Raw genomic sequence first — 24,151 nt, forward strand, 5'->3', positions numbered from 1 at the left:
ATGGTGGGCCGTCCGCGACTCGAACGCGGGACCAATGGATTAAAAGTCCACTGCTCTACCAACTGAGCTAACGGCCCTGAACCAGTATTCAAACTAGGTTTGAATATGCAGTGCAAGTCAAGCTAAATAGCTCAAAGCACCACTTTGTTTGATGGAGCGTATTGTAGCAAGATCTCATTGCAGCGCAAGTAAAAAATAACAAAGTTGCCCATGTTTGATTATAAATACAACAATTATGCTTTATCTAAACAAAAAACAGGCAACTTCAGTACTTAGAAGCGATATTGATAGGCCTGGATATTGGAAAAAACCTCTGCTGTAAGCTCCGAATATGCAGTTGCACCTGGCAATAAAACCAGCAGGCGTTCATCGGTTTTACTTGGATCAAATGCTTGCTCTTTCAATTTATTTTTCTGGTATTTGAAGGTGCCTGTAGTTTCAACCTGCTGTTGTATACGCAGAAATACAGGTACCGCATAAGCCGGTAAGCATTTTTTAAAACAAGCAGCCATGGCGGCTAAATCTGCATCATTTAATTCTACATCGGGCTTCAGGGTAATCGCAGCCATACCGGCACGACCATTGGTATTTGGAATTTCTACACCATAAACTACGGCTTCAACGATTTTGTCATACTCAGTCAGCATGTTTTCCACTTCAGTTGTAGAAACATTTTCACCTTTCCAACGGAAAGTATCACCTAAACGATCGACAAACTGGGCATGACGGAAGCCGATATTGCGTACCAGATCTCCGGTATTGAAATAAGCATCACCTTTGCTAAATACATCCTGCATGATGACTGACTTGTTTTTTTCAGGGTCGGTATAACCATCAAAAGGTGAACGACGGGTAATTTTACCAATCAGTAAACCAGTTTCACCTTTTTTCACCCGCTTGCAGTGTCCTTTGGCATCCCGTACCGGCTCGTGTTTATCTTTATCAAAAGCAATAATGGCATAAGGTGTCGGGGAGAAACCGACGGTATTGTCAAAATTGAAAATATTGCTAAAACCGACATTGCCTTCACTGGACGCATACAGTTCCAGCACTTCCTGAATGCCAAAACGGGATTTAAATTTGTCCCAGATATTCGGACGCATCCCGTTACCAATCATCTTGGTCACGCGGTGGCCTTTCTCCAGTTCAGATGGGGGAGCGTCCATCAAATAGCGGCATAACTCACCGACATAGCCAATCGCAGAGGCATCAAATTTTTTCACATCCTTCCAGAAAGAGGAGGTTGAAAATTTACGCCGAATGGCCAGGGTGCTGCTCCCTGCAATGACACCACACCAGCACACGACCATGCCAGTAGCGTGATAAAGTGGCAGGGTACAGTACATGACATCATCTTTATGGAGATTCAGCACATGCCCATAGGTGCCATAAGCGAGGGTCCAGCGACCATTGGTAAAAATGACCGCTTTGGGCAGGCCGGTAGTGCCTGAGGTATAAATATAGAACAGCCCGTCTTTGCCTTGTACTGAATGGGTAGTCGGCGGATTGAATTTTGGAGCAAGATCAATTTTTTCAGCCAGGTTAACGAAGCCTTCCGGTGCCTGACCCGGATCGGTTTGAGTATTCTGATCTGCAAACCAGTGCAGGCGTTCACCACTAATATTCAGGTCATTACGAATTTCATTCACAGCCTCACCGCACTCTTCACCGACGATCAGGGCAATTGGTTTGACCAGATTAATACTATGTGCCAATACCTTGCCTACTTGTGAGGTATTGACCAAAGCGCTCGTCACACCCAGTTTAGCCAGACCAATCACACTGGCAATCAGTTCAGGTCGGTTCTCGATCATTACAGCTACGACATCACCTTTCTTGGCACCCAAAGACAGATAGAAATGTGCAATCTGGTTGGCCCAGGCATTGAGAGTGGCATAGCTGTAGCTTTGGTCTTCAAAATGCAAGGCGATGCCGTCCGGGTTGCGCTTGGTTGCTTTTTCAAAAGCCAGACCCAGCCCGGCCGGTGTATTCGGAGTACGTAAATACGCCTGTCTTAGACCGGTAAGTAAATGGGGTACTTTGGTCAAGAAAGTCGGGAGCTTGGCAGCAACATCTGCAATACCAATAAGATCATGTGGTTTCATTTGGGTCATGAGAATCCTATTTATTTTTCATATCCGATACGTTCGATTTATATACAGTAGGCGAGCTATCCATCTTTTAGCGTTAAAAAGCTAGTGCAATCAACCTATTCTGACTAAATCTAGCAAAAAAAACCTAGTCACCGAAATGACTAGGTTTTTTTATATGACTGCAATTGAGCAAATTATGATTCAGTTGCAGTATTTGCTTTTTTCGGTGGACGACCACGTGGACGACGTGGGCGAGCGGCCTGCTTCTCCACTTTTTCAGCTTCGCTGGTTTCAGTTTTCTCTGCCTCTACTTCGGCCTGGCCTTGGGTCTCTACCACAAGTGCTTCTGATTCAGATACTTCTGACTCAGTATTTGCTTCAACTGGGGTAGTATCTTCAGCCTGAGTTTCGGTAACTACCACTTCAGTTTCAGGAGCAGCCTCCACTTGTGCCGTGGTTTCAGTCGCCTGTTCAGCTGGCTGAGTATTTACGGTTTCTTCAGCAGTTACTTCCTGTACTGCAGCTTCAGTTACCACAGGTTGGGCAGGCTCTGCTTGCGCTTCAGTTGCTACAGGCGCAGTTTCAACCACCGGAGCTGTTTCTGTTTTAGCCTGTTTGGCTTGTTGTAAGGCTTGTTCAGCAGCCAGTTTAGCCAGACGGCGGCGCTCACGTGGATCATTTGCGACACGTTTGTCCGACACCGGTTTTGGTGGTGTCAGATCCAGAACTGGAGCTGGTTCTACTTCCACCTTGGCTACTGTCACCTGAACATCACGAGTGACTGGCTTTTTCTCTGCGGCAGGCGTTGCTGCCCGCACCAGACTCGCGTTGTACTCTTTTGTGAACTTATCTAAAGCGCGGTTGAACGTTGGCAACAAACCAAACTGCTCAATCAGCACCGAGCAGTCTTCACCATAGACATGGCGAATCAGGCTGCCAATGGTGAACTGGCCCAGAGTTGGCACTTGTGACGGGGTCAACTGCTGAACTGCCGGCTGTTGAGAGTGTCGTTCACGTTGCTGGCGACGACGCTGACGCGGATCGTTGCTGGCACGTGGTTTTTCAGCACTGATTTCAGCTGGCACAGCTTTCTCGTCGACTGCTGTTAGTGTAGCTTCCACCACATTTTCAGCAGCGGCTTCTTCAACTGGCGCATCTGCTGGAGCAGTAACTTCAACCGCTGGCGTTACAACTGCAGCATTGTCATTCAATGCCACGATTTCGCTTTTCGCCTGGTCAATATTTACCACCATGGCTGTTGGCATCACGTCTTGACGTGGCGCATCGACCAATTCAACACGAAGCTGTTTGTCATCGACTGCTGGAGCCTCAACAACAGCAGGTACAGTTTGTGATGCCTGCTCATTCAGCACGCTTGGATCGCGGTGGCGATTTGGACGTTCCTGACGTGGCTGGTTACGGCGATCGCGACGTGGTACAGCCTGTTGTGACTGTTCATTGTTCTGAACATCATTTTGCTGAGTTGGCTCGTTGTGATGCTGACGGCGAGAATTACGCTTGTTTTCACGTGCTTCATGACGTTGCTCTTGACGAGATACCTGAACGACTTCTTCATGCACCTGGTGTTGCTGAGGAGCAGAGGCTTCAGACTGAACCTGCTCACGCGGCTCTCTGTGCTTCGGATTGCGCGGCTTTTTATTGTTGTGACGAGGCGTTCTTTCCTCACGCTCTGCTGGTTTTTCTGTAGCATCACGTTCCTGCTTATGGGCTACTGTTGATGGTACCAAATAAGCATTGTTCGCAGGTGCTACAACTTGTTGTTGTACAGGTGGCTGTACATGGTTTTGTACCTGTTGTGCAGCGGGCTGTGCCACAGGTGCTGCGACGTGACCGAACTGACCACGACTTACTGCACCGCCATTGATCATCTGTTCAATCGCTGCTGCTGCATTGTTGGCGGTACGCGATTGATCAACAGTCGTAGCTTGCTTTTGTACAAACAGGTTTTCTAACCATGCACATGGGCTGGTTGCAGGTGCAGCAACTTGCGCTTGGACAGGAGCCGGTTGAACAACAGGTGCTTGCTGTACATTTGGATTTTGCTGATTATTACGGCGTTTATTGTTTCTGCCGTTATTTTGCTGTGGGGCAGGCGCTGGCGCAGCAGCATGCGTATGTTGTTCTTCTTCTAAATGCCATTCAGACGACTCATAACCCAGCTCTTTTTCACTTGAACGAGTTGCTTCAGTACGTTCATAGCTGGTTGGTGCAAAGCCTTCGGCATTATAGGTAATTTCATAATGCGGTGTTTCCAGATGCGGATGCGGCAACACAGTAACACGCACATTTGACGTCTGTTCCAAATATACCAGGGTATGACGCTTTTCATTCAATAAGAAAGCTGCGATTTCGACTGGAACTTCGACTTGAACTTCACCATGACGTTCACGCAGGGCAATCTCTTCCACTTTACGCATAATCGAAAGGGATAAAGAACGAAGATCACGTACCATACCGGTACCATGGCAGCGTGGGCAAACGTAGCCAGTCGCTTCTTCCAGAGAAGGACGCAGACGTTGACGGCTCATTTCCATTAAACCAAAACGTGATAATTGACCGAATTGGATACGGGCACGGTCACTTTGAGTGGCTTCACGAAGTTTCGCTTCAACCATGCGCTGGTTACGATCTTTGGTCATGTCGATAAAGTCGATCACTACCAGACCGCCGATATCGCGTAAACGCAACTGACGCGCGATTTCTTCTGCTGCTTCAATATTGGTGTTCAACGCAGTATCTTCAACGTCGCTACCGCGGGTCGATTTTGCTGAGTTAATGTCAATTGACACCAAAGCTTCAGTCTGGTCAATCACGATCGAACCACCAGAAGGAAGTTTCACCTCACGTTCATAAGCCGTTTGGATCTGGCTTTCGATACCGAAGTGAGCGAATAGAGGCTCATTTAAGGTATAAGTTTTTAATTTGTCTAATTGAAGTGGCATCACCGCTTTTACGAAGTTATAGGCTTCGTTATAAGCTTGCTCAGAGTCAATCAGGATTTCTGCAACGTCATCACGTAAGTAATCACGAATGGCACGTGTTACCACGCCCGCTTCCTGATGCACCAACATTGGAGAAGGGCCAGAACTTGCTGTTTTCTGGATTTGTGCCCAAAGGTCGAGCAAGTGTTGCAAGTCGAGTTGCAGTTCTTCCTGTGAACGACCGATCCCGGCTGTACGCACGATGACGCTCATGCCGCGTGGCACGTTTAAAGAAGCCAGCATTTCTTTCAGTTCTTCACGCACTGAACCCGAGATCTGACGGCTGATACCACCACCTTTCGGATTGTTTGGCATCAAGACCAAATAACGGCCGGCGAGAGAGATAAAGGTAGACAGGGCAGCGCCTTTGTTGCCACGCTCTTCTTTTTCCACCTGAACCAGAAGCTCGGTGCCTTCAGTGATCAGTTCACGGATATTTGAAGTCTGGCGAGGGTCGGCTTTGTAATAAGAATTTGCGATTTCACGCATTGACAGGAAGCCTTGACGACCTGCACCGTATTCAACGAATACAGCTTCTAAAGACGGTTCAACGCGAGTCACGTGACCTTTGTAAATATTGGATTTTTTTTGTTCACGGGTACGATTTTCTAAATCAAAATCGTAAAGACGCTGACCAGTGACAAGTGCAACGCGAATTTCTTCGGCATGTGTTGCATTAATCAACATACGTTTCATGGGTGTAACACCTTATAGTGATACACAGCAAAAAATCGCTATACACGTAGCAAACATCACACATCACGGATCAATGGCTCAAATCTGCAATGAATTTCATTGTGGTTTGAGTCTTTTATGACCGAGCTCTATTTAATATAGATGGGCTTCGGTTTTGATTCACGTATTGATGATGGCAATACGGCTTCAATCTTTAAACGGATTAAAGTCACCTGAACGCTTCACTGGCGGACGAGCGGTACATTGGATGTGTGTAACTTTCACTGTCACATTGCTCGAAGATCATCCCTTCTTTATAGAAAGTGTCTTGATACGGAATTGTCGTCGTATCTTTACAAACTGTGCAGATCCAATGCATCAACGCTGTAGCCTGAAGTCGTCTTCAGGTTGCGACTAATCTGATGTGTATCAGTTTACGTTTAAAAACCAACTAGGTTGGCGACATATTTTTTAAGACAAACTGATTTATGTACCTGAGGTACAATTAAACGCAACAGTTTGCTTTGTTTGCCGATATAATAAGCCTTCGGCGTGGCATAATTCTTTGGGGACCTTCTCGTATCATGTGAGTCTTTAATTGAACAATCAAGTTCAGAAAAATCTGAAATGATTTAATTTTTACTCACAAACGATGGTTTCCGTGCGCTGACTATATCAAACCTTGCATCATCTGCCTATGGGCTAAGCTTATGTTTCTTGTGTAAAGCATAACCTAAATGATCAGTTTTTAATCAATTTTAGTATTTTTTAGGTCATAGTAACTGTATGAATTCTACGCAACAATGGCAAAACGTCACTTGGTTTGAAGTGGATGAACATCAAGATGGACAACGTATCGATAATTTTCTGTTTAGTCGTCTGAAAGGTGTGCCAAAAAGTCGTATCTATCGTCTGATTCGTGAAGGCCAGGTTCGCGTCAATAAAAAACGCATTAAAGCAGAAACCAAACTCGCAATCGGCGATCAGATTCGCGTTGCACCGATCCGCTATGAGCAGAAAGACGAAACCGCGGCCCCTGTTTCGGACAAGGTCGCACAAGGCCTGCTTGCTCGCGTGATTTATGAAGATGAGGGCCTGATGGTCGTCAACAAACCATCAGGAATTGCCGTGCATGGCGGTAGCGGTGTAGCCTATGGCCTGATTGAAGGCTTGCGTGCCGCAACCGGTAAAAAATATCTGGAACTGATTCATCGGATTGACCGTGATACTTCCGGTCTGGTGATGATTTCCAAAAAGCGCAGTGTGCTTAAAACTCTGCAAGACATGCTGCGTGAACATAAGATCAAAAAAACCTATGCAGCGGTGGTAAAAGGGCAGGTCACTTTAGACAAGCAGCTGATTGATGCGCCTTTACATCGTTATGAGCTGGCCAACGGCGAGCGCCGGGTCTGCGTGTCACCGAAAGAAGGCAAGGAGTCTAAAACCCAGTGGAACGTGCAAGAACGTTTTATGCATGCCACATTGGTTTATGCATCTCCACTTTCTGGTCGTACCCATCAGATTCGTGTACACGGTTTGAGTATTGGTCATCCGTTGGTCGGTGATGAAAAGTATGGACATGAAACCGAATATCGTGGCCCAAAACCACGCCGTCTGTGTCTGCATGCCATGCGTTTAGAGATTCCGGGTTATCCGACCATTGAAGCGCCATTGCCAGAAGATATGCAAAGTCTGGTGGCGCAGTTAAGAGCGCAGAAGGCAGATAAGGTTGTCATTGCTACGGAAGATGATGAGTAATTTTTTAGCTTTTTAATGAATCCTCTTTGATGCCCTACTTTTTCAAGAGGAGTGAGGGGGATTTGAAAAGTTATCGCAATGTGAAATTAAGGTAATGCTGCAATAGGTATTTGTTTTATTCGAAGCATTGTGTGGGCGTTGGCTTACTTTTCAGAGATGAAAAGTAACAAAAATCTTTTGTAGATATGATGGCGCGTCCTTGCGCCACAGATCTACAGCGACATCCATGTCGCAATCGAGTAGCGAATACCTGTATGCCGTTCTCCCTCCTTTTTTAAAGGAGGATCGGGGTGGATTTAGACTGAATCAAATATTAGGAACCTTAGATGAACTCACCTGTAAAACTGGTCATTTTTGATTGGGATGGCACTTTATTTGATTCTGTCGGTCAGATTGTGGCAAGCCTGCAATTTGCCGCACAGCAATTTCAGCAACCTTTAACCGCTGCAGATGCGAAGAGTATTATTGGGCTGGGTTTACCTGAAGTTGCACAGCGACTTTTTCCAGGTGTGCCAGAACTACATAGCGATATTTTACAGGCCTATTCAGAACACTATGTCGCGAACTCGGTTGAGGATGCTTGGTTTGAGGGCGTATCTGAAATGTTATATGCATTAAAAGATCAAGGTATCAAGCTGGCAGTGGCCACAGGAAAAAGCCGTAAAGGTCTGGATCGTGTATTAAGACAGACCAACAGTGAGGCCCTGTTTATCAGCACGCGTGCTGCGAGTGAGACCCGTTCCAAACCTCATCCACTTATGCTGCAGGAAATTCTGGCTGAAACCGGTGTAGAGACACATGAAGCGATCATGGTTGGCGATACTTCCTATGATCTGGAAATGGCCATGAATATCGCCATGCCAAGTATCGGCGTAAGTTATGGCGTGCATCAGCCTGAACTTCTGGCGCAATTTAATCCGGCCAGTATCGTGGACGATGTGGCTGATTTACATAAAGAACTATTGGCTAAAGTCCAATGGAAACAGGCCGTTTAATTTATTATCTTAGTTACAGCAAAAAGGACTGATTTCCCGGGTTTAAATTGGCTGGGGGAACGCTGCAGATTTAAGCATTTATTCTTATCTTTTAGTCTAAGACCATAATTATACTGATTTTGTGGAATCAGGTTATGGTCACTATTCTGCTAAATAATGATTTAATCTAAGATTTAAGATTTTGTTTTATATTAATTTTTATAATTGGTCCTTATAGATAATAGCTATAGCAAAAAATAAAATAACTATTGGCACAAATGCCGGATTTTTCCCATCCTAAAACCGTTTACTCCTATGCTCACTCTGATAAAGGTAGGTCATGCACGTGATCGGCCTGATTATGTGCATATTTTCTGTCCTGTCAGATTCCAGCATAAGCCTAATTTTTGCAGTTTAAGGAAACATTGATGTCGAATTCTGCTGTCGTTGAATCAGTTGCACAAGCACTGCGTAGCGCTGAATTATCACAAACCGCGATCACACCAATTCGCCCGGAACTTGGCGGTGAAAGTGCTGACGTAGATATCGCCTATGCCGTTCAGGAAGTGAATACCGAACGTGCTTTGTCTGAAGGTCGCCGTCTGGTCGGTCGTAAAATTGGTTTGACTTCTAAAGTCGTTCAAGCACAACTGGGTGTAGATCAGCCTGATTTTGGTATGTTGTTCGCGGATATGGCATACGGTGACGGTGAAGCGATTCCGGCCGGCCTTCTGATTCAGCCGAAAGTTGAAGCAGAAATTGCATTGGTGATCAAAGCAGATCTAACCAAAGAAAAACACACTTATGCAGACATTATCAGTGCAACCGACTATGCACTTCCTGCAGTAGAAGTCGTGGATAGCCGTATTGAAAACTGGAAAATCAGTCTAATCGATACGGTTGCTGATAACGCATCTTCAGCGGCTTTCGTATTGGGTTCACGTCCTGTGAAACTTGACAATCTTGACCTTGTAAATTGCAAAATGACCATGACTCGCGGTGAAGAAGTCGTGTCTCAAGGTATAGGTAAAGCTTGTCTTGCAAACCCATTAAATGCCGCAGTTTGGTTGGCTGACGAAATGGTACGCCGTGGTCGTCCATTACTTGCAGGTGACATCATTTTGACTGGTGCGCTTGGTCCAATGGTTGTAGCCCACGCAGGCGACGAATTCGTTGTTGAGATTGAAGGCTTTGGTTCAGTAACAGCTGCATTTGCTGCTGAATAAGAAAATATTGAGAGTACATTCATGAAAAAGATTAAATGTGCAATGATCGGTCCAGGTAATATTGGTACGGATCTGCTTTACAAATTACAACGCAGCGAATGGTTAGAACCAGTATGGATGGTGGGGATTGACCCAACTTCTGAAGGTCTTGCGCGTGCAGCGAAAATGGGTTTAAAAACGACTGCTGAAGGTGTAGATGGTCTTCTTCCTCACGTTCTTGAAGATGACATTAAAATTGCATTTGATGCAACTTCTGCATACGTACATGCTGAAAACAGCCGCAAGTTAAATGAACTTGGCGTGTTAATGATTGACTTAACACCTGCTGCAATCGGTCCATTCTGCGTACCACCTGTAAACCTTGAAGCATTGCTTGAACAAGGTGAAGTGCCAAACGTAAACATGGTGACATGTGGTGGTCAGGCAACAATTCCGATGGTTGCTGCAATTTCACGTGTTCAACCTGTTGAATATGGTGAAATCATTGCAACTGTATCTACAAAATCTGTAGGTCCAGGTACACGTAAAAACATCGACGAATTCACACGTACAACTGCTGACGCAATTGAACAAGTGGGTGGCGCGAAACAAGGTAAAGCGATCATCATTATTAACCCGGCTGAGCCACCGTTAATGATGCGTGACACTGTTCACTGTCTCGTTGAAGGCGAGCCGGATCAAGCAGCGATTACTGAATCTGTTCACTCGATGATCCTCGAGGTTCAAAAATATGTACCAGGTTACAAACTTGTGAATGGTCCAGTATTTGATGGTAACCGTGTTTCTATCTTCCTAGAAGTAGAAGGTTTAGGTGACTTCTTACCTAAATATGCAGGTAACCTTGACATTATGACTGCAGCAGCTGCACGTACAGCAGAAATGTTTGCAGAACGTGTTTTAAACGCAGCTGAAGCTTAAGGAGTTACCACATGTCTAAAATTATTATTAATGATATGACTTTACGTGATGGTATGCATCCAATGCGCCATCAAACTACACCTGAGCAAATGGTTGCGATTGCAACTGCACTTGATGAAGCGGGTGTACCGTTAATCGAAGTGACACATGGTGATGGTCTTGGCGGTAACTCTGTAAACTACGGTTTTGCAGCAGCAACTGACGAAGAATACCTGAAAGCGGTGATTCCAAACCTTAAACAAGCGAAAGTATCTGCACTTTTACTTCCTGGTATTGGTACAGTTGATCATTTGAAAATGGCACATGACGTTGGTGTAGCAACGATTCGTGTTGCAACACATTCAACTGAAGCAGATGTATCTGAACAGCATATTACTGCTGCACGTAAATTGGGTATGGACACTGTGGGCTTCTTGATGATGGCGCACATGGCTTCTCCAGAAAAATTGCTTGAAGAAGCACAAAAAATGGTGTCATACGGTGCAAACTGTGTGTATGTAACTGACTCTGCAGGTTACATGTTGCCACAAGACGTGACTGATCGCGTTGGTATTCTACGTGAAAACCTTGGTTCTGATATCGAAATCGGTTTCCACGGTCACCATAACCTAGGTATGGGTGTTGCGAACTCTGTTTCAGCAGTACAAGCAGGTGCAACTCGTGTTGACTTGGCCTCAGCAGGTCTTGGCGCAGGTGCGGGTAACACGCCACTTGAATTGTTTGTTGCGGTAGCGAACCGTATGCAACTTGAAACAGGTGTTGACTTGTTTAAGGTGCAGGACGTTGCAGAAGACCTCATCATTCCAATGATGACGCATCAAATTCGTGCGGACCGTGATGCGGCGACTTTAGGTTATGCGGGTGTTTATTCTTCATTCCTATTGTTTGCAAAACGTGCTGAAGCGAAATATGGCGTATCTGCGCGTGAAATCCTGATGGAACTTGGTCGCCGTGGTACGGTTGGCGGTCAGGAAGACATGATTGAAGATTTAGCTTTGACGATGTCTAAAGCACGTGAATTACAAGCTTAATGGCTTGAAGTTGATGTGAAAAAAAGCGTCCGAAAGGGCGCTTTTTTATTGCTTCCAGCATTGCCATCCCTAAGAGTTGGATGATTATTGGAGAACTTTTTCTTCAATGAGCGGTGATGCCTATGCCGCGGTCAAATGAGATGGCCGGTCGAAGTTTAAGTAAATCCATACTGGTTCAGCAAGGCTCAATAATGCCATCAGTAAAGAATAGCCAGCCTTGAACTCAAAAGTAGGAATGCTATAGCCAGGACCACAACAGCTAAATGTCGTTTGAGATGCAATAAGGTAAGTCCTCATTCATGTTTTTATTATAAATTTTGAGCTGTATTGATATCTTTGTTGAACTTGGCATGAAGAAGAAACATTCGTAGATAAAATATTTATTTTTGGATATTTAAATCAAAATGTTGAGGAGTTGAAAGAGAGATCTAGCGAGTTATATTTGGATATTAGTAATATATTAAAACGATAGCATGAGATATTATTTTTATTAAACTTTATTTATTAAAAATAATTCTGATAATTTCCTTAAACATAAAAACGATAAATAAAAACTGATATTTTAAAGTTTTTTAAAAATTTGCTCTTATTAATAGAAGAAACAAAAAATTGAATTAAATGTCTGGTCAAATTTTTATTTTTATTAATCGCTTTAAAATCTAAGAGATTTATCGCTTAAATAGGACTCGGTAATATGAAGAGTCAAAGGGGGAAAACTTTAATACTGTGGTCGGATTTTTTATTGAAATTGACTTACGCATGATGGCGGCATGGATTTTATCTGCTGAATGGGGAACTCATCATGCATCGTCACAATTTATGGATAGCAATACTTGCTGCGACAGCAACTTTAGGGACAACTGCAACGAATGCAGATTTTATTGACGACAGCAATGTTCAACTGAAGTTTAAAAATTTCTATTTAGACCGCCAATATCAGGATAATTATTCGGCACGTAACTGGGGTTCATGGTCGCAAGGTATAACGCTGGATGCCAAGTCTGGCTATCATGATATCGGTGCGGGGGTGCAGGTCGGGGCTGACGTTCTGGTTCAGCATGCAGTCAAACTTAAAGCTCGTGATCGCAATCCAGACTGGGTTTTACCGCATGATGGCAAGAAATCAAAAGACCATTTCGGTAAAATTGGTGCAACGTTGAAAGCCAGAATTTCACAGACTGAATTAAAAGTAGGGGAGTTACTTCCGGTATCTCCTGTTCTGGTATTCGATCCATCGCGTCAGTTATTAACGACTTATAACGGTGCCTGGTTAGAATCCAAAGAGATTAAAGATACTAAACTGACTTTGGCGTATGTGGATAAAATCAATAACCGTTACGACAATCAGTTCCGTGATTTAACCTTGTTTGCGCCTGCTAGAGGCAAAAACTATTACGATAATGGTGAAGCTTCTGACGGTATGTGGATTGCAGGTGTAGACCATCAGCTCAGCAAAGAAGTGGGCGCAAGTTACTGGTATGCCGATGTTCAGGACATTTACCAGCAGCATTATCTGGGCCTGAGTTATAAAACCCAGTTGGGTGAAAAAACCAGATTAGACAGCAATGTCCGTTATTTCAATAACTCTGAATCTGGCGATAAGCTATATGGTGAGATCGACAATCAGGCCTTATCTGCAGCTGCAAAAGTGAATCATGGTGCACATACCGTCGGTGTGGGTTACCAGCAAATGTTTGGTAATAGCGCATTCCCGACGTTAGGTGGCTGGGTGCCACAGCCTTATCTGGCGAACTGGGGAGTAGCAACCTTTACTGCACCAGAAGAAAAATCATGGAACGTTTCTTATGGCTATGACTTCTCTGAAGTCGGTTTGAAGGGCCTGAATGCTACAGCGATTTATTTTAAAGGATACGATCAGAAAGGTACTGGGGCCTATCAAGGTCAGAACTTCAATACCGATGAGGTGAATGCGATCATCAACTACACTGTGCCAGAAGGTAAGTTAAAAGGTTTAGGCGTACAGGGGATGTATATTGATGTGAATTTTGCCAATCCGGCAAAACCAGATCTGCAGGAATACCGCGTGGCCACCACTTATACCTATAAATTCTAATATCAGCGTATTTTCAAGGCAGTCAGTTTTCTGGCTGCCTTTAATGTTTAAGAAACCAATTAAAGCCTTAAATTTAGTAGGGTTTATTTTAAATTAATAATTAAAACAATGACTTAAATTATATCTATTTTATAGGGTGCAATCGAAATTTTGTATCAGTTGATTGCAGTTGAGCGGTTAATATAAGGGTGTACACAAGTCATTTTAATGAGTCAACTTGACGTGGCGTTCTTGAAAATAGAGGGACACGCAAGCTAAAGACTGTAAGAGGAAGCAATATGAGCACTGTTCAAATCCCTGACTATCAAACAGATCCATTCTTTGGCTTAGAAGACAAATGGATTGAAACCGCTGAAGGTGAGTTGACCCATTACCACGAAATTGGTGAAGGTACACCAATTCTGTTTTTGCACGGTTCAGGTACAGGTGTATCGGCTGCAGCGAACTGGTGGTTGAACCTGCCTTCAATTGGTGAACAAGCACGTTGTATCGCAATTGACACGATTGGCTATGGTCAGACAGTGGTTGCTCCAGGTACACAATATGGTATCCGCGCATGGGTAGACCATGCGATCCGGACTTTAGATGCGTTAGGTATCGAAAAAACCTGGCTGGTGGGTAACTCTTTAGGTGGCTGGTTGGCATTCCAGTTGGCACTGGATTATCCAGAGCGTGTACTCGGTATCGTATCTATGGGTACGGGCGGCGCAAAACAGACTGCTGCATTGAAAGCACATGCAAACCCAGTTCTTACAGAAGAAGGGATCAAGAAAACCCTGTCTATGTTCGTAGTGAACAAAGACCTGATTACAGATGAACTGGTAAAAGTACGTTTTGCTTCAGCAGCAAATGACTATGCTTCAAACCGTTTGATGGATGTGGTAGGCGCACGTGACCGTGACCGTTTTGAATTCCCGCTCGACTTTGAGAAAATGAAAGACATCACTGTGCCAGTACTATTGATTCACGGTACGCAAGACGTAGTAATTCCAGTATCACGTACATGGGATATCTTGAATGTGGTACCAAATGCTGATGCGCACATCTTCAGCCAATGTGGTCACTGGTCTCAAGTTGAAAAAGCAGATGAGTTCAATACTGTAATCAAAAACTACCTGGCTGTTCACGGCGTAAAATAAGTTTGATACAGTTTTAAAAAAAGGATGGCTCGGCCATCCTTTTTTATACGTTATATATTCAACGCACCGTATATAAATGAATATGATTCTCATTCACCAAAGTGGGTTCGAAAAAATCATGATTTTTAGATACTTGTTGAATTTAAACCGAGAAAAACCTGAATTAAGTTTTATTAGACTTAAGTTGTAAACGGAGCACATTTAGAGTGAAAAAGATGCATGATTGGACGGGGCTAAACTATAAACTTAAGTACTCGCCAAGCAGTCCTTATCAAAAAATAGAATTAAAAATAAATCTTTAAGCAAAAAATAATAAAACGAAAAAAGCATATGTCTACCAAAATTCGAATGACATATGCTTAACCAGGAAGGAGTTTAATTCTGTTCGTTGCGGTTAATATCGAGATAGAACACCCGGGTCAGAAGCTCAAGAAATTTGCTGACTGCATAGGATTTATTGTTTTTGTGGTAACTGACATACAGGTCCAAATATGGCAGCTCTACGTCCAGAGGGCGAATCACAGTATTTTCCATAGTCAGCGGTGCGATATAACCAGGTAAAATCGTGCACCCCAATCCGATACCGATCGAGTTGATATTAAACAGGATATTGTCAGCTTTTTGGACAATATTAAGTTCAATGCCGTTAGCCTTGGCAAAATCCAAAATTGTATGGTGCAAGGTAAAAGACTGCTCTGCTGATGGAATGATAAAATCAATACCATTCAATGCCTTAACTGGAATACGGTCATATTTTGCCAGCGGATGGTCTTTGGGTAGCAGGAAAATCAGCGGTTCACGAATCACGAACTGACTTTCAATTTCATCGCTATTGAAATTATGACGGGTAAAGGTCAGATCCAGATCACCTTTTTTTAACAGGCGCATTTGCTCATTGTTGTTCAGACTGAGCAGTTCAATTTTTAAATCCGGATTCTGCACCCGCAGATTAGGCAAGATATACGGGAAAATTTTCATTTCGGCTACTGGAACAAAGCCAATCCGGAGCATTTGCTGCTTGGCCTGTGACACCTGACGCGCCATGGCAACGGCCTTGTCTGCTTGTGCCAGGGTCAGGCGAGCCTGTTCCAGGAATACGGCACCTTCTTCGGTCAGCTCCACTTTACGTTTGGTTCGGTTCAACAGCTTTACGCCGACGTCTTCTTCCAGGTCCTTGATTTGCTGGCTAAGAGAGGGTTGAGCCGTATAAAGTTTAAGTGCGGCCTTGCTAAAGTTCAGTTCTTCAGCAACGGTAATAAAGTAGCGGAGGTGTCGTAATTCCATGTCATCAACCCAAAGAGTAATCCAAAAAATGTCTTACTATAATTTCATCAAAGTATAATCTATAAATAACTATGTCGTGAAGATTATTTTGCCATTCATAAACTAAATGCTCTGAAAGGATTAATGGATGTTTTAATATAAAAATCCACGTCCTTAATAATTGCTTTAAGCTATTAATTGAAACAAAAAAAATATTTCCCCAAATCCCGCCTAAAATCCATTATCCATTCGAATTGAGTCTATTTACTTTGTGCCTTGATGGGTCACAGGAGATTTTCATGAGTGGAAAAATTGATGTGCGTGAAATCGACGCTTTAGTCGATGCACAAAATGGACGTATCACTCCATCTATTTATACAGATCCAGATATTTACGAATTAGAACTTGAACGCGTTTTCGGCCGTACCTGGTTGTTCCTTTGTCATGAGAGCCAGATTCCTAAGGCTGGTGACTTTTTCAACACCTACATGGGTGAAGATCCGATCATCGTGGCACGTCAAAAAGATGGCTCAATCAAAGCATTCTTAAACCAGTGCCGTCACCGCTCAATGCGTGTGAGCTTCGCAGACTGTGGGAATACACGTGCATTCACATGCCCGTACCACGGCTGGTCTTACGGTATTGACGGTTCTTTAAAAGACATCCCGCTTGAAGAGCGTGCTTACCCACAAGGCGCATGTAAAGAGCAATGGGGTCTGGTGGAAGTTAACCGTGTTAAATCATACAAAGGCCTGATATTCGGATGCTGGGATGAAACAACTCCAGATCTAGAAGAATACATGGGCGATATCGCCTGGTACCTAGATGGCGTTGTTGACCGTCGTCCAGGGGGTACAGAAATCATCGGTGGTGTCCACAAGTGGGAAATCGAGTGTAACTGGAAATTTGCAGCTGAACAGTTTGCATCTGACCAATACCACGCATTGTTCTCTCATGCATCTGCAATTCAAGTGCTTGGTGCGAAACCAGACGACGAATCATCTAAGAAATTAGGTGCTGCGCAAACTGCTCGTCCTGTTTGGGAAACTGCCAAAGATGCAATCCAGTACGGTTCACGTGGTCACGGTTCAGGCTTCTTCTTCACAGAGAAACCAGACGCAAACGTATGGGTTGACGGTGAAGTTGCCAACTACTTCCGTGAAACTTACGAAGAAGTAAAAGAGCGTCTAGGCGAGACTCGTGCACTGCGTCTTGCAGGTCACAACACCATGTTCCCAACATTGTCTTGGTTGAACGGTACTGCAACACTTCGCGTATGGCACCCACGTGGTCCAAACAAAACTGAAGTTTGGGCATTCTGTATTGCGGACGCTGAAGCATCTCAAGAAGTGAAGGAAGCATTTGAACGTTCTGCAACACGTGCTTTTGGTCCTGCTGGTTTCCTAGAGCAAGATGACTCTGAGAACTGGATCGAGATTCAAAAAGTTTTACGTGGTTACAAAGCGCGTCAAAACAAACTCATTATGGAAATGGGTAAAGGTAACGAGAAAGTACGTGAAGATGGTATCCCAGGTATCACCAACTACATTTTCTCTGAAACTGCAGCACGTGGTATGTACCGCCGCTGGGCAGATTTATTGATCCATGAAAAATGGGAAGACGTGGAAAAAGCGGCTGACGAATATGAGAAGGAGCTTATGAAATGAGTCAAATCAGCTTAGAACTTCATCATCAAATTAGCCAGTTCCTTTACCGTGAAGCAAAGCTGCTTGACGACTGGAAATTCCGCGAATGGTTGGACACGTTAGCTGAAGACATTTCTTACACGCTACGTACCACACCAAACGCACAAACCCGTGACCGTCGTCGTTCAGTTGAACCACCTACCACTTGGGTGTTCAACGATACGAAAGATCTTTTAGAGCGTCGTGTGGCTCGTCTTGAGACCGGTATGGCTTGGGCTGAAGAGCCTCCGTCACGTACAACTCATATGGTTTCTAACGTGATTGTTGAAGCCACTGAAGTTGAAGGCGAATATGACGTGTACGTAACGTACCTGTTGTACCGCACGCAAAAAGAGAAAGACGTCGTGATTTACTGTGGTAAACGTCATGACAAGATCCGTAAAGTTGAGGGTGGCCTAGGCTTCCAGATTTTCAACCGTAAGATCATGCTTGACCAAGTTACTTACAGTTCACATAACCTGAGTGTGTTCTTCTAATGAATAAGATTTTTGTATGCCAAGTTGACGAATTAGACGAAGGCGAAGCATTGAAAGTAGATTGTGGCGTAAACGGTATCGATGCGCTGGCAGTATTCAACAACGGTGGTGAGTTCTTTGCAATGAACGACCGTTGCTCACACGGTAACGCTTCAATGTCTGAAGGTTATCTGGAAGATGACGGTACTGTTGAATGTCCACTTCATGCAGCACGTTTCTGTTTAAAAACAGGTCAAGCACTTTGCTTACCAGCGACTGATCCAATCCAGACTTTCCCAGTGATTGTTGAAGATGGTCAATTGTTTGTAGAGATGGCAGGAGAGTAATCATGGGTTGGCTACAAGGCGAAGTTGCACTTATTACCGGTGGTGGTTCAGGCTTAGGCTGGGCATTGGTTGAACGTTTCCTGGAAGAGGGCGCACAAGTTGCCGTTCTTCAGCGTTCACAATCAAAAGTTGATGCACTGAAAGAACATTTTGGTGACCGCGTGCTTGCGATCGCAGGTGATGTGGCCAGCTATGAAGATAACGTTCGTGCAGTTCAGGCAACTGTGGAACGTTATGGCAAACTCGATTGCTTCGTAGGCAATGCCGGTATCTGGGATCATTATGCAGATATCGTCAATACCTCAGGCGAGCAGCTAGAGAAAGCCTTTGACGAGATTATGGGGATTAATACCAAATCTCTGATCCTCGGTGCGAAGGCTGCACTGGATGCATTGATCGCTTCTGAAGGTTCTATCATATTTACTTTGTCTAATTCAGCACTGTACTCCGCTGGCGGAGGCCCTGTATATACTGCATCTAAGCATGCCGGTGTCGGAATTATGAAAGAACTGGCCTACGAGCTTGCGCCTAAAGTACGAGTGAACGCTGTTGCACCATCAGGTATGAATGTGAATATCAAGGGTGCTGCATCTTTAGGCCAGGAAAATCTTGGTCTGCTGGATGCACGCGATCCTGAGAAAATCGCACGTGGCATGCCACTGAACTTCTTGCCTGAACCGGAAGATATGACAGGTTCATACGTGCTGTTGGCATCTCGTCAAAATAACCGTCCTCTGACCGGTGTTCTGATCAATGCAGAATGTGGTCTGGGTATCCGGGGCTTGCGTCAGCCACGTGCCGGTTTCTTTGACGAATAAAATCTAGTCTGAATCAAATGGACTTATCGGCAGCCTGTTCTAAGGCTGCTTTCCTTTTCAGGAGTCTCTCATGGCCGTTAAACTCATTTGTGCATCGCACAGCCCCTTAATGGAATTTGCTTCCCCACAAGAAAAACGTCAGGAAGTCGCAGTACGCGAAGCTTTTGACCAACTTGCAGCTGAAGTGAAAGCTTACGACCCAACCTTAATCATTACCTTCGGTCCTGACCATTTCAATGGTTTCTTCTATGACCTGATGCCAAGTTTCTGTGTGGGTATCCGTGCCAAAGCGGCAGGTGACTGGGATTATGGTAAAGACAATGACCATATCGATGTACCAGAAGACAAAGCCTTGGCGATGGTGCGTCGTGTACTGGACGAGGGTGTGGACGTGGCATACTCCTACCGTATGCAGGCCGACCATGGTGTGACTCAGCCACTGCATTTCTTGTGCGAAGGTCAGTTGGACCGTTATCCAACCATTCCTGTGTTTATTAATGGTGCTGCAGCTCCAATGCCAACCACCAAACGTACCATCGCTTTGGGTCGTGCAGTCGGTCAATACATCAAGTCTTTAAACCTTGAAAATGAGCGGGTACTGGTTTTAGGTACAGGTGGTCTGTCACATGATCCACCTACACCGCAAATGGGTTCAGTACCACCAGAAGTGGAAGAGTTTCTGATTGCCGGTCGTCATCCGACTCCGGAAGCACGTTCAGCACGTCAAGCGAAAATCATTGCTGTGGGCCAGAAACTGGCAGCAGGTGATACCTCTGTTGCAGTCCCTCTCAATGCAGAATGGGATATTGCACTGCTGGAAAAATTCAAGAATGCCGATTTTGCTGCACTCGAAGCGATGACTGAAGCTGAAATCCGCCGTGATGGTGGCCGTGGTGGTCAGGAAGTCCGTTCTTGGATGGCTGCTTTTGCTGCTTTAAGCGAGATGGGCGAATACGACATGACAACACATTGCTATGAAGAAATCAGTGAATGGATCGCGGGCTTTGGCATCGTATCTGCAGAGTTAAAAGGTTAATGACATGAGCAACATCGAAACCATCGTAATTGTAGGTGCTGGCCAGGCAGGTGCAAGTGCGATTTTAGAACTTCGTGGCAACAAGTACGAAGGCAACATCATTCTGATCGGTGATGAAACGCATCTGCCATATGAGCGTCCACCACTGTCTAAAGACGTGATTCTAAAACCTGAAGAAACCAAGATTGAAATTCTGTCAGAAGAAAAACTGGCTGAACTTGGCGTAACAACCATCCGTGGTAATGGCGTTGCAAAAATCAATGCTGAAGCCCACACGGTTGAACTTCAACATGGTGACGTTGTTGCTTATGACAAACTGTTACTTGCCACTGGTGGTGCAGCACGCCGTTTGCCAAACTTCGATGCACTAGGTAAGCATGTTTATACCCTGCGTAACCTGGAAGATTCACAGGCCTTGGTTCCTGTACTTCAAGCAGGCCGTCGTATTGTCCTGATTGGTGGCGGTGTGATCGGTCTGGAACTGGCTTCTTCTGCACGTTTCAAGGACTGTCAGGTGACTGTAATTGAAATGGGTCCTATGGTCATGGGTCGCTGCTCGCCGCGTATCCTGAGCGAGTTCCTGCTAGAGCAACAGCGTCTGGCCGGAATTGACGTTCGCCTGGAAACCAAGATTGCAGACTGCAAGCTGGATGGTGAAGAAGTTGTGATTACCCTTGAAGGTGGTGAAGAACTTCGGGCTGATGCTGTAGTGTACGGTATCGGTATTGTGCCAAATGCACAGCTGGCTGTAGAGGCCGGTCTGGATGTTGATTTTGCAATTAAAGTGAATGAAAACTGCCAGACTTCAAATGCAGACATTTACGCTGCGGGTGACGTAGCAACTCAGTTACGTGACTGTGGTAACCACCGTCGTGTAGAAACCTGGGAAAATGCCAACCTGCAAGCAGGCATCTTTGCACGTCATGTGATGGGTGTCGAGCATCCAGTGGCCAATCCAGCATGGTTCTGGACAGACCAACTGGATATCAACTACCAGTTTGTTGGCGATATGGCTGCAGCTGAATGGCAGGTTCGTGGTGAAATCAATCCAGAACTTCGCGCTGAATCCTCATTCGTGATGTTTGGTGTGACTGACGGTGTGATCGTTGGTGGTATCACGGTGAATGCTGCTAAAGAAATGCGTCATCTGAAAAAGCTGATCAGCAAGCAGGCTGCATTTGAAGCAGACAAATATCTGGATCTTAGCCAGGATCTTCGTAAGCTTGTGAAGTAATCTCGGTTTACAAAGGAGCAGACCTCGGGCAACCTGGGTCTGCTTTTTTATGGCTACTTTATTTATTGTTTGGGCATGACCACTATTTATATTGCGACGTTTAATTACTTTGTGCAGGTGTGTCTTACTTTTCAAAGATGAAAAGTAACAAAAATCTTTTGAGCGTTTGAGGATACTTCCTTGTATCCCAAACGCTCGAGCGGCATCCATGCCGCTTGTAATATTGCTAATCGTGGATTTGAACAGAACTTTTGGTTTAATTCTTTTTATTATATTTAATTGAGTTGTATATGAATTCAAACTCATCTCCCATGATTTTAACAGCCAGCATTTATGCCTTGTTGGTGCTCATTTGGGCCGCCACACCATTGGCCATTGTTTGGAGTGTGGCTGAAGTGCATCCGATGTGGGTGCTGGTGATTCGTTATTTTGGTGCCTGTGTCATTGCTTTGGTTTTATTGGCAATTATGCGTAACCCATTGCCATTTGATCAAACGTCATTAAAAAGTTATGTGGCAGGTAGTCTTAATTTAATTGGGGCACAACTGTTTATTTATCTGGCTGCCAACTATTTAACGTCAGGTCTGATGGCGCTGATTTTTGGATTCTCGCCATTGATTGCCGGTTTAATCGGTCATGTGATTTTAAAAACCCATAAACTGATCTGGGTACAGTGGCTCGGTATGGCAATTGCGGTAGGTGGCCTGTGTTTTGTGTTTGCCGACTCGGCAGACAGCAAGATTAACCCATGGGGTGTGGTACTGATGCTGATCAGTATGGTGTCCTATATCAGTTCGATCTTCTGGGTCAAACAGATCAATGCACCATTAAAGCCAATGTCGCAAGCCACGGGTTCGCTGCTAGTTTCTGCGCTGGGTTCTTTATTACTGATTCCATTTATCTGGCAGCACTTTCCAACCCAGATGCCAAGCAGCCATGCCATCATCGGATTTATATTTACCATGATTCTATCTTCGATTGTGGCGATGCTGTGCTATTTCTGGCTGATTCGCCGTTTGGCAGCTTCCACAGTCTCTCTCAGTAATGTCATGACACCAGTGATTGCCTTGGTACTGGGGGCTACACTGAATAATGAAATCATCAGCAGCCATGCTTTTGCGGGTGTTGCTGTGGTGATGTTCGGGATTATCCTGTATTTCTCTAAAGAATGGCGTGAGCAATATTTTTCCAGACACTAACCCTTCCCTGAAGGGAAAGGGCAAAATTTTTTATTAGGTCTAGATATTTTCCAAAAGCAGACTGGAAATGCTAGACCATCACGACGAAACAACAATTTGTAAAACAACTGGGTAGTCAAAACACTTTAAGATGCAAGACATAAGATCAATAAAGCTTGATCAAGCTTATTTGGGACAGTGTCAAGATGTCTGAATCCAATAAAATTGTCGTTTATGCAGCCATGTTCGGCAATTTGGCGATTGCCCTCGTTAAATTTGTCGCAGCCTATATTACCAACAGCTCTGCAATGCTGAGTGAGGCTGTTCATTCGGTAGTCGATACCTTGAATGAAATTCTGCTGTTATACGGAATGAAAAAAGCCAAAAAACCTGGAGACGTTAAACATCCGTTTGGTTATGGCCGTGAACTATATTTCTGGGCTTTTATTGTGGCATTGCTGGTATTTGCACTGGGTGCCATTGTCTCTATTCTTCAGGGTATTTATCACATTATCCAGCCTGAAGAAATGCAGAATCCTATGATCAACTATATCGTGCTTGGCATAGCCATTTTATGTGAAGGGTTTTCATGGTTAGTGGCACTAAAAACATTTCGTAAACAAAAAGGAAATATGGGATATTTTGAAGCCTTTCGACGGAGTAAGGACCCAACTACCTTTACCGTTTTATTTGAAGATACTGCTGCACTGATCGGCTTGGTGATTGCCTTGGTCGGTATCTTTCTTGCTCATCAGCTAAATATTCCCGAACTGGATGGGGTGGCCTCAATCTTAATTGGGGTGGTGCTTGCGGTGTCGGCCTGGTTTTTGGCACGTGAAACCAAGGGCCTGTTGCTCGGTGAGACTGCGGATCCTAAACTGCGGGAAAATGTATTAAATATTGCGCAACAGGATGCTGCAGTTTTTAGTGCCAACGGGGTATTAACGGAACAGATGGGCGCGCATCAAGTCATTGCATCCTTAAGTCTGGAATTTAAAGATGATTTAACATCCGATCAAATTGAAGCCTGTGTAAACAGGATCGAGACCCAGATTAAACAATTGCACCCGGAAATTATTGCCCTGTTTGTAAAGCCACAAACCAAGGCCGTATGGTTGGAGCGAACCTTAGGTCGTGTATAACCCATATAAAAAATCGCTTGAGCCCATTTTTTCTGATTTCAGCCTGTCTCTCCGGTATGCTTAAGCTGATGAAACTGATCCT

18 protein-coding genes and 1 tRNA gene are annotated in these 24,151 nt (G+C 44.5%); 15 read left to right on the forward strand and 4 right to left on the reverse strand.

Going from position 1 to position 24,151, the window contains the following annotated elements:
- Position 1 precedes the first annotated feature (1 nt).
- The 3 genes from VXQ11_RS04065 to VXQ11_RS04075 form a co-directional block, all read right to left on the reverse strand.
- Positions 2–77 (reverse strand) — tRNA-Lys (locus VXQ11_RS04065).
- Between the two features lie 195 nt (positions 78–272).
- Positions 273–2,114 carry a long-chain-acyl-CoA synthetase gene (locus VXQ11_RS04070; protein WP_416705490.1) on the reverse strand — a complete coding sequence of 614 codons (1,842 nt, stop codon included), beginning with the start codon at positions 2,112–2,114 and terminating at the stop codon, positions 273–275.
- 173 nt (positions 2,115–2,287) lie between these two features.
- On the reverse strand, positions 2,288–5,791 hold the full coding sequence (locus VXQ11_RS04075) for an Rne/Rng family ribonuclease (RefSeq protein ID WP_064102214.1): 3,504 nt from the start codon (positions 5,789–5,791) through the stop codon (positions 2,288–2,290).
- A gap of 765 nt (positions 5,792–6,556) precedes the next feature.
- Between VXQ11_RS04075 and VXQ11_RS04080 the strand changes: the two genes are divergently transcribed.
- The 7 genes from VXQ11_RS04080 to VXQ11_RS04110 all read left to right on the forward strand — a co-directional run bounded on the left by VXQ11_RS04080 (position 6,557) and on the right by VXQ11_RS04110 (position 14,890).
- Positions 6,557–7,528, forward strand: coding sequence for an RluA family pseudouridine synthase (locus VXQ11_RS04080; protein ID WP_064102215.1), 972 nt, complete (start codon positions 6,557–6,559; stop codon positions 7,526–7,528).
- Between the two features lie 326 nt (positions 7,529–7,854).
- Positions 7,855–8,523 (forward strand): HAD-IA family hydrolase, encoded by a 669-nt coding sequence (locus VXQ11_RS04085; RefSeq protein ID WP_064102216.1) that lies wholly within the window; start codon positions 7,855–7,857, stop codon positions 8,521–8,523.
- Between the two features lie 407 nt (positions 8,524–8,930).
- A complete protein-coding gene (locus VXQ11_RS04090; RefSeq protein ID WP_064102217.1) occupies positions 8,931–9,728 on the forward strand; it encodes a 2-keto-4-pentenoate hydratase in 798 nt (265 codons plus the stop codon).
- 21 nt (positions 9,729–9,749) lie between these two features.
- On the forward strand, positions 9,750–10,646 hold the full coding sequence (locus VXQ11_RS04095; RefSeq protein WP_064102218.1) for an acetaldehyde dehydrogenase (acetylating): 897 nt from the start codon (positions 9,750–9,752) through the stop codon (positions 10,644–10,646).
- A gap of 11 nt (positions 10,647–10,657) precedes the next feature.
- Positions 10,658–11,677, forward strand: a complete 1,020-nt coding sequence (dmpG, locus tag VXQ11_RS04100) for a 4-hydroxy-2-oxovalerate aldolase (RefSeq protein ID WP_144724180.1) — start codon at positions 10,658–10,660, stop codon at positions 11,675–11,677.
- An 802-nt stretch (positions 11,678–12,479) separates the two neighbouring features.
- Positions 12,480–13,751 (forward strand): OprD family outer membrane porin, encoded by a 1,272-nt coding sequence (locus VXQ11_RS04105; RefSeq protein WP_191730339.1) that lies wholly within the window; start codon positions 12,480–12,482, stop codon positions 13,749–13,751.
- Positions 13,752–14,029: 278 nt separating this feature from the next.
- Positions 14,030–14,890 (forward strand): alpha/beta fold hydrolase, encoded by an 861-nt coding sequence (locus VXQ11_RS04110; RefSeq protein WP_144724178.1) that lies wholly within the window; start codon positions 14,030–14,032, stop codon positions 14,888–14,890.
- A 375-nt stretch (positions 14,891–15,265) separates the two neighbouring features.
- On the opposite strand, the gene hcaR is transcribed toward VXQ11_RS04110, so the two are convergent.
- Positions 15,266–16,174 carry a DNA-binding transcriptional regulator HcaR gene (hcaR, locus tag VXQ11_RS04115; RefSeq protein WP_064094894.1) on the reverse strand — a complete coding sequence of 303 codons (909 nt, stop codon included), beginning with the start codon at positions 16,172–16,174 and terminating at the stop codon, positions 15,266–15,268.
- A gap of 278 nt (positions 16,175–16,452) precedes the next feature.
- Here hcaR and hcaE point away from each other — a divergent pair, with 278 nt between their 5' ends.
- From hcaE to VXQ11_RS04155, 8 genes are all read left to right on the forward strand, one after another.
- Positions 16,453–17,820, forward strand: a complete 1,368-nt coding sequence (gene hcaE / locus VXQ11_RS04120; RefSeq protein WP_064094893.1) for a 3-phenylpropionate/cinnamic acid dioxygenase subunit alpha — start codon at positions 16,453–16,455, stop codon at positions 17,818–17,820.
- Positions 17,817–18,335: a 3-phenylpropionate/cinnamic acid dioxygenase subunit beta gene (gene hcaF, locus VXQ11_RS04125; protein ID WP_064094892.1), complete on the forward strand. Its 519-nt coding sequence runs from the start codon at positions 17,817–17,819 to the stop codon at positions 18,333–18,335. Before hcaE ends, hcaF begins: the two co-directional genes overlap by 4 nt.
- Complete coding sequence (gene hcaC / locus VXQ11_RS04130; RefSeq protein ID WP_064094891.1) at positions 18,335–18,661, forward strand: 3-phenylpropionate/cinnamic acid dioxygenase ferredoxin subunit; 327 nt, start codon at positions 18,335–18,337, stop codon at positions 18,659–18,661. The genes hcaF and hcaC overlap by 1 nt, the downstream gene beginning before the upstream one ends.
- A 2-nt stretch (positions 18,662–18,663) precedes the next feature.
- Complete coding sequence (hcaB, locus tag VXQ11_RS04135) at positions 18,664–19,479, forward strand: 3-phenylpropionate-dihydrodiol/cinnamic acid-dihydrodiol dehydrogenase (protein WP_064094890.1); 816 nt, start codon at positions 18,664–18,666, stop codon at positions 19,477–19,479.
- 70 nt (positions 19,480–19,549) lie between these two features.
- Positions 19,550–20,515, forward strand: a complete 966-nt coding sequence (locus VXQ11_RS04140; RefSeq protein WP_416680487.1) for a 3-carboxyethylcatechol 2,3-dioxygenase — start codon at positions 19,550–19,552, stop codon at positions 20,513–20,515.
- Between the two features lie 4 nt (positions 20,516–20,519).
- A complete protein-coding gene (hcaD, locus tag VXQ11_RS04145; protein WP_416705491.1) occupies positions 20,520–21,749 on the forward strand; it encodes a 3-phenylpropionate/cinnamic acid dioxygenase ferredoxin--NAD(+) reductase subunit in 1,230 nt (409 codons plus the stop codon).
- Between the two features lie 290 nt (positions 21,750–22,039).
- Positions 22,040–22,948, forward strand: coding sequence for a DMT family transporter (locus VXQ11_RS04150; protein WP_064094887.1), 909 nt, complete (start codon positions 22,040–22,042; stop codon positions 22,946–22,948).
- Positions 22,949–23,133: 185 nt separating this feature from the next.
- Complete coding sequence (locus VXQ11_RS04155; protein WP_416705492.1) at positions 23,134–24,069, forward strand: cation diffusion facilitator family transporter; 936 nt, start codon at positions 23,134–23,136, stop codon at positions 24,067–24,069.
- The last annotated feature ends 82 nt before the right edge of the window (positions 24,070–24,151 follow it).

Origin of the sequence: Acinetobacter sp. 197, assembly GCF_048148385.1 — a bacterium.
Lineage (GTDB): Bacteria > Pseudomonadota > Gammaproteobacteria > Pseudomonadales > Moraxellaceae > Acinetobacter > Acinetobacter pecorum.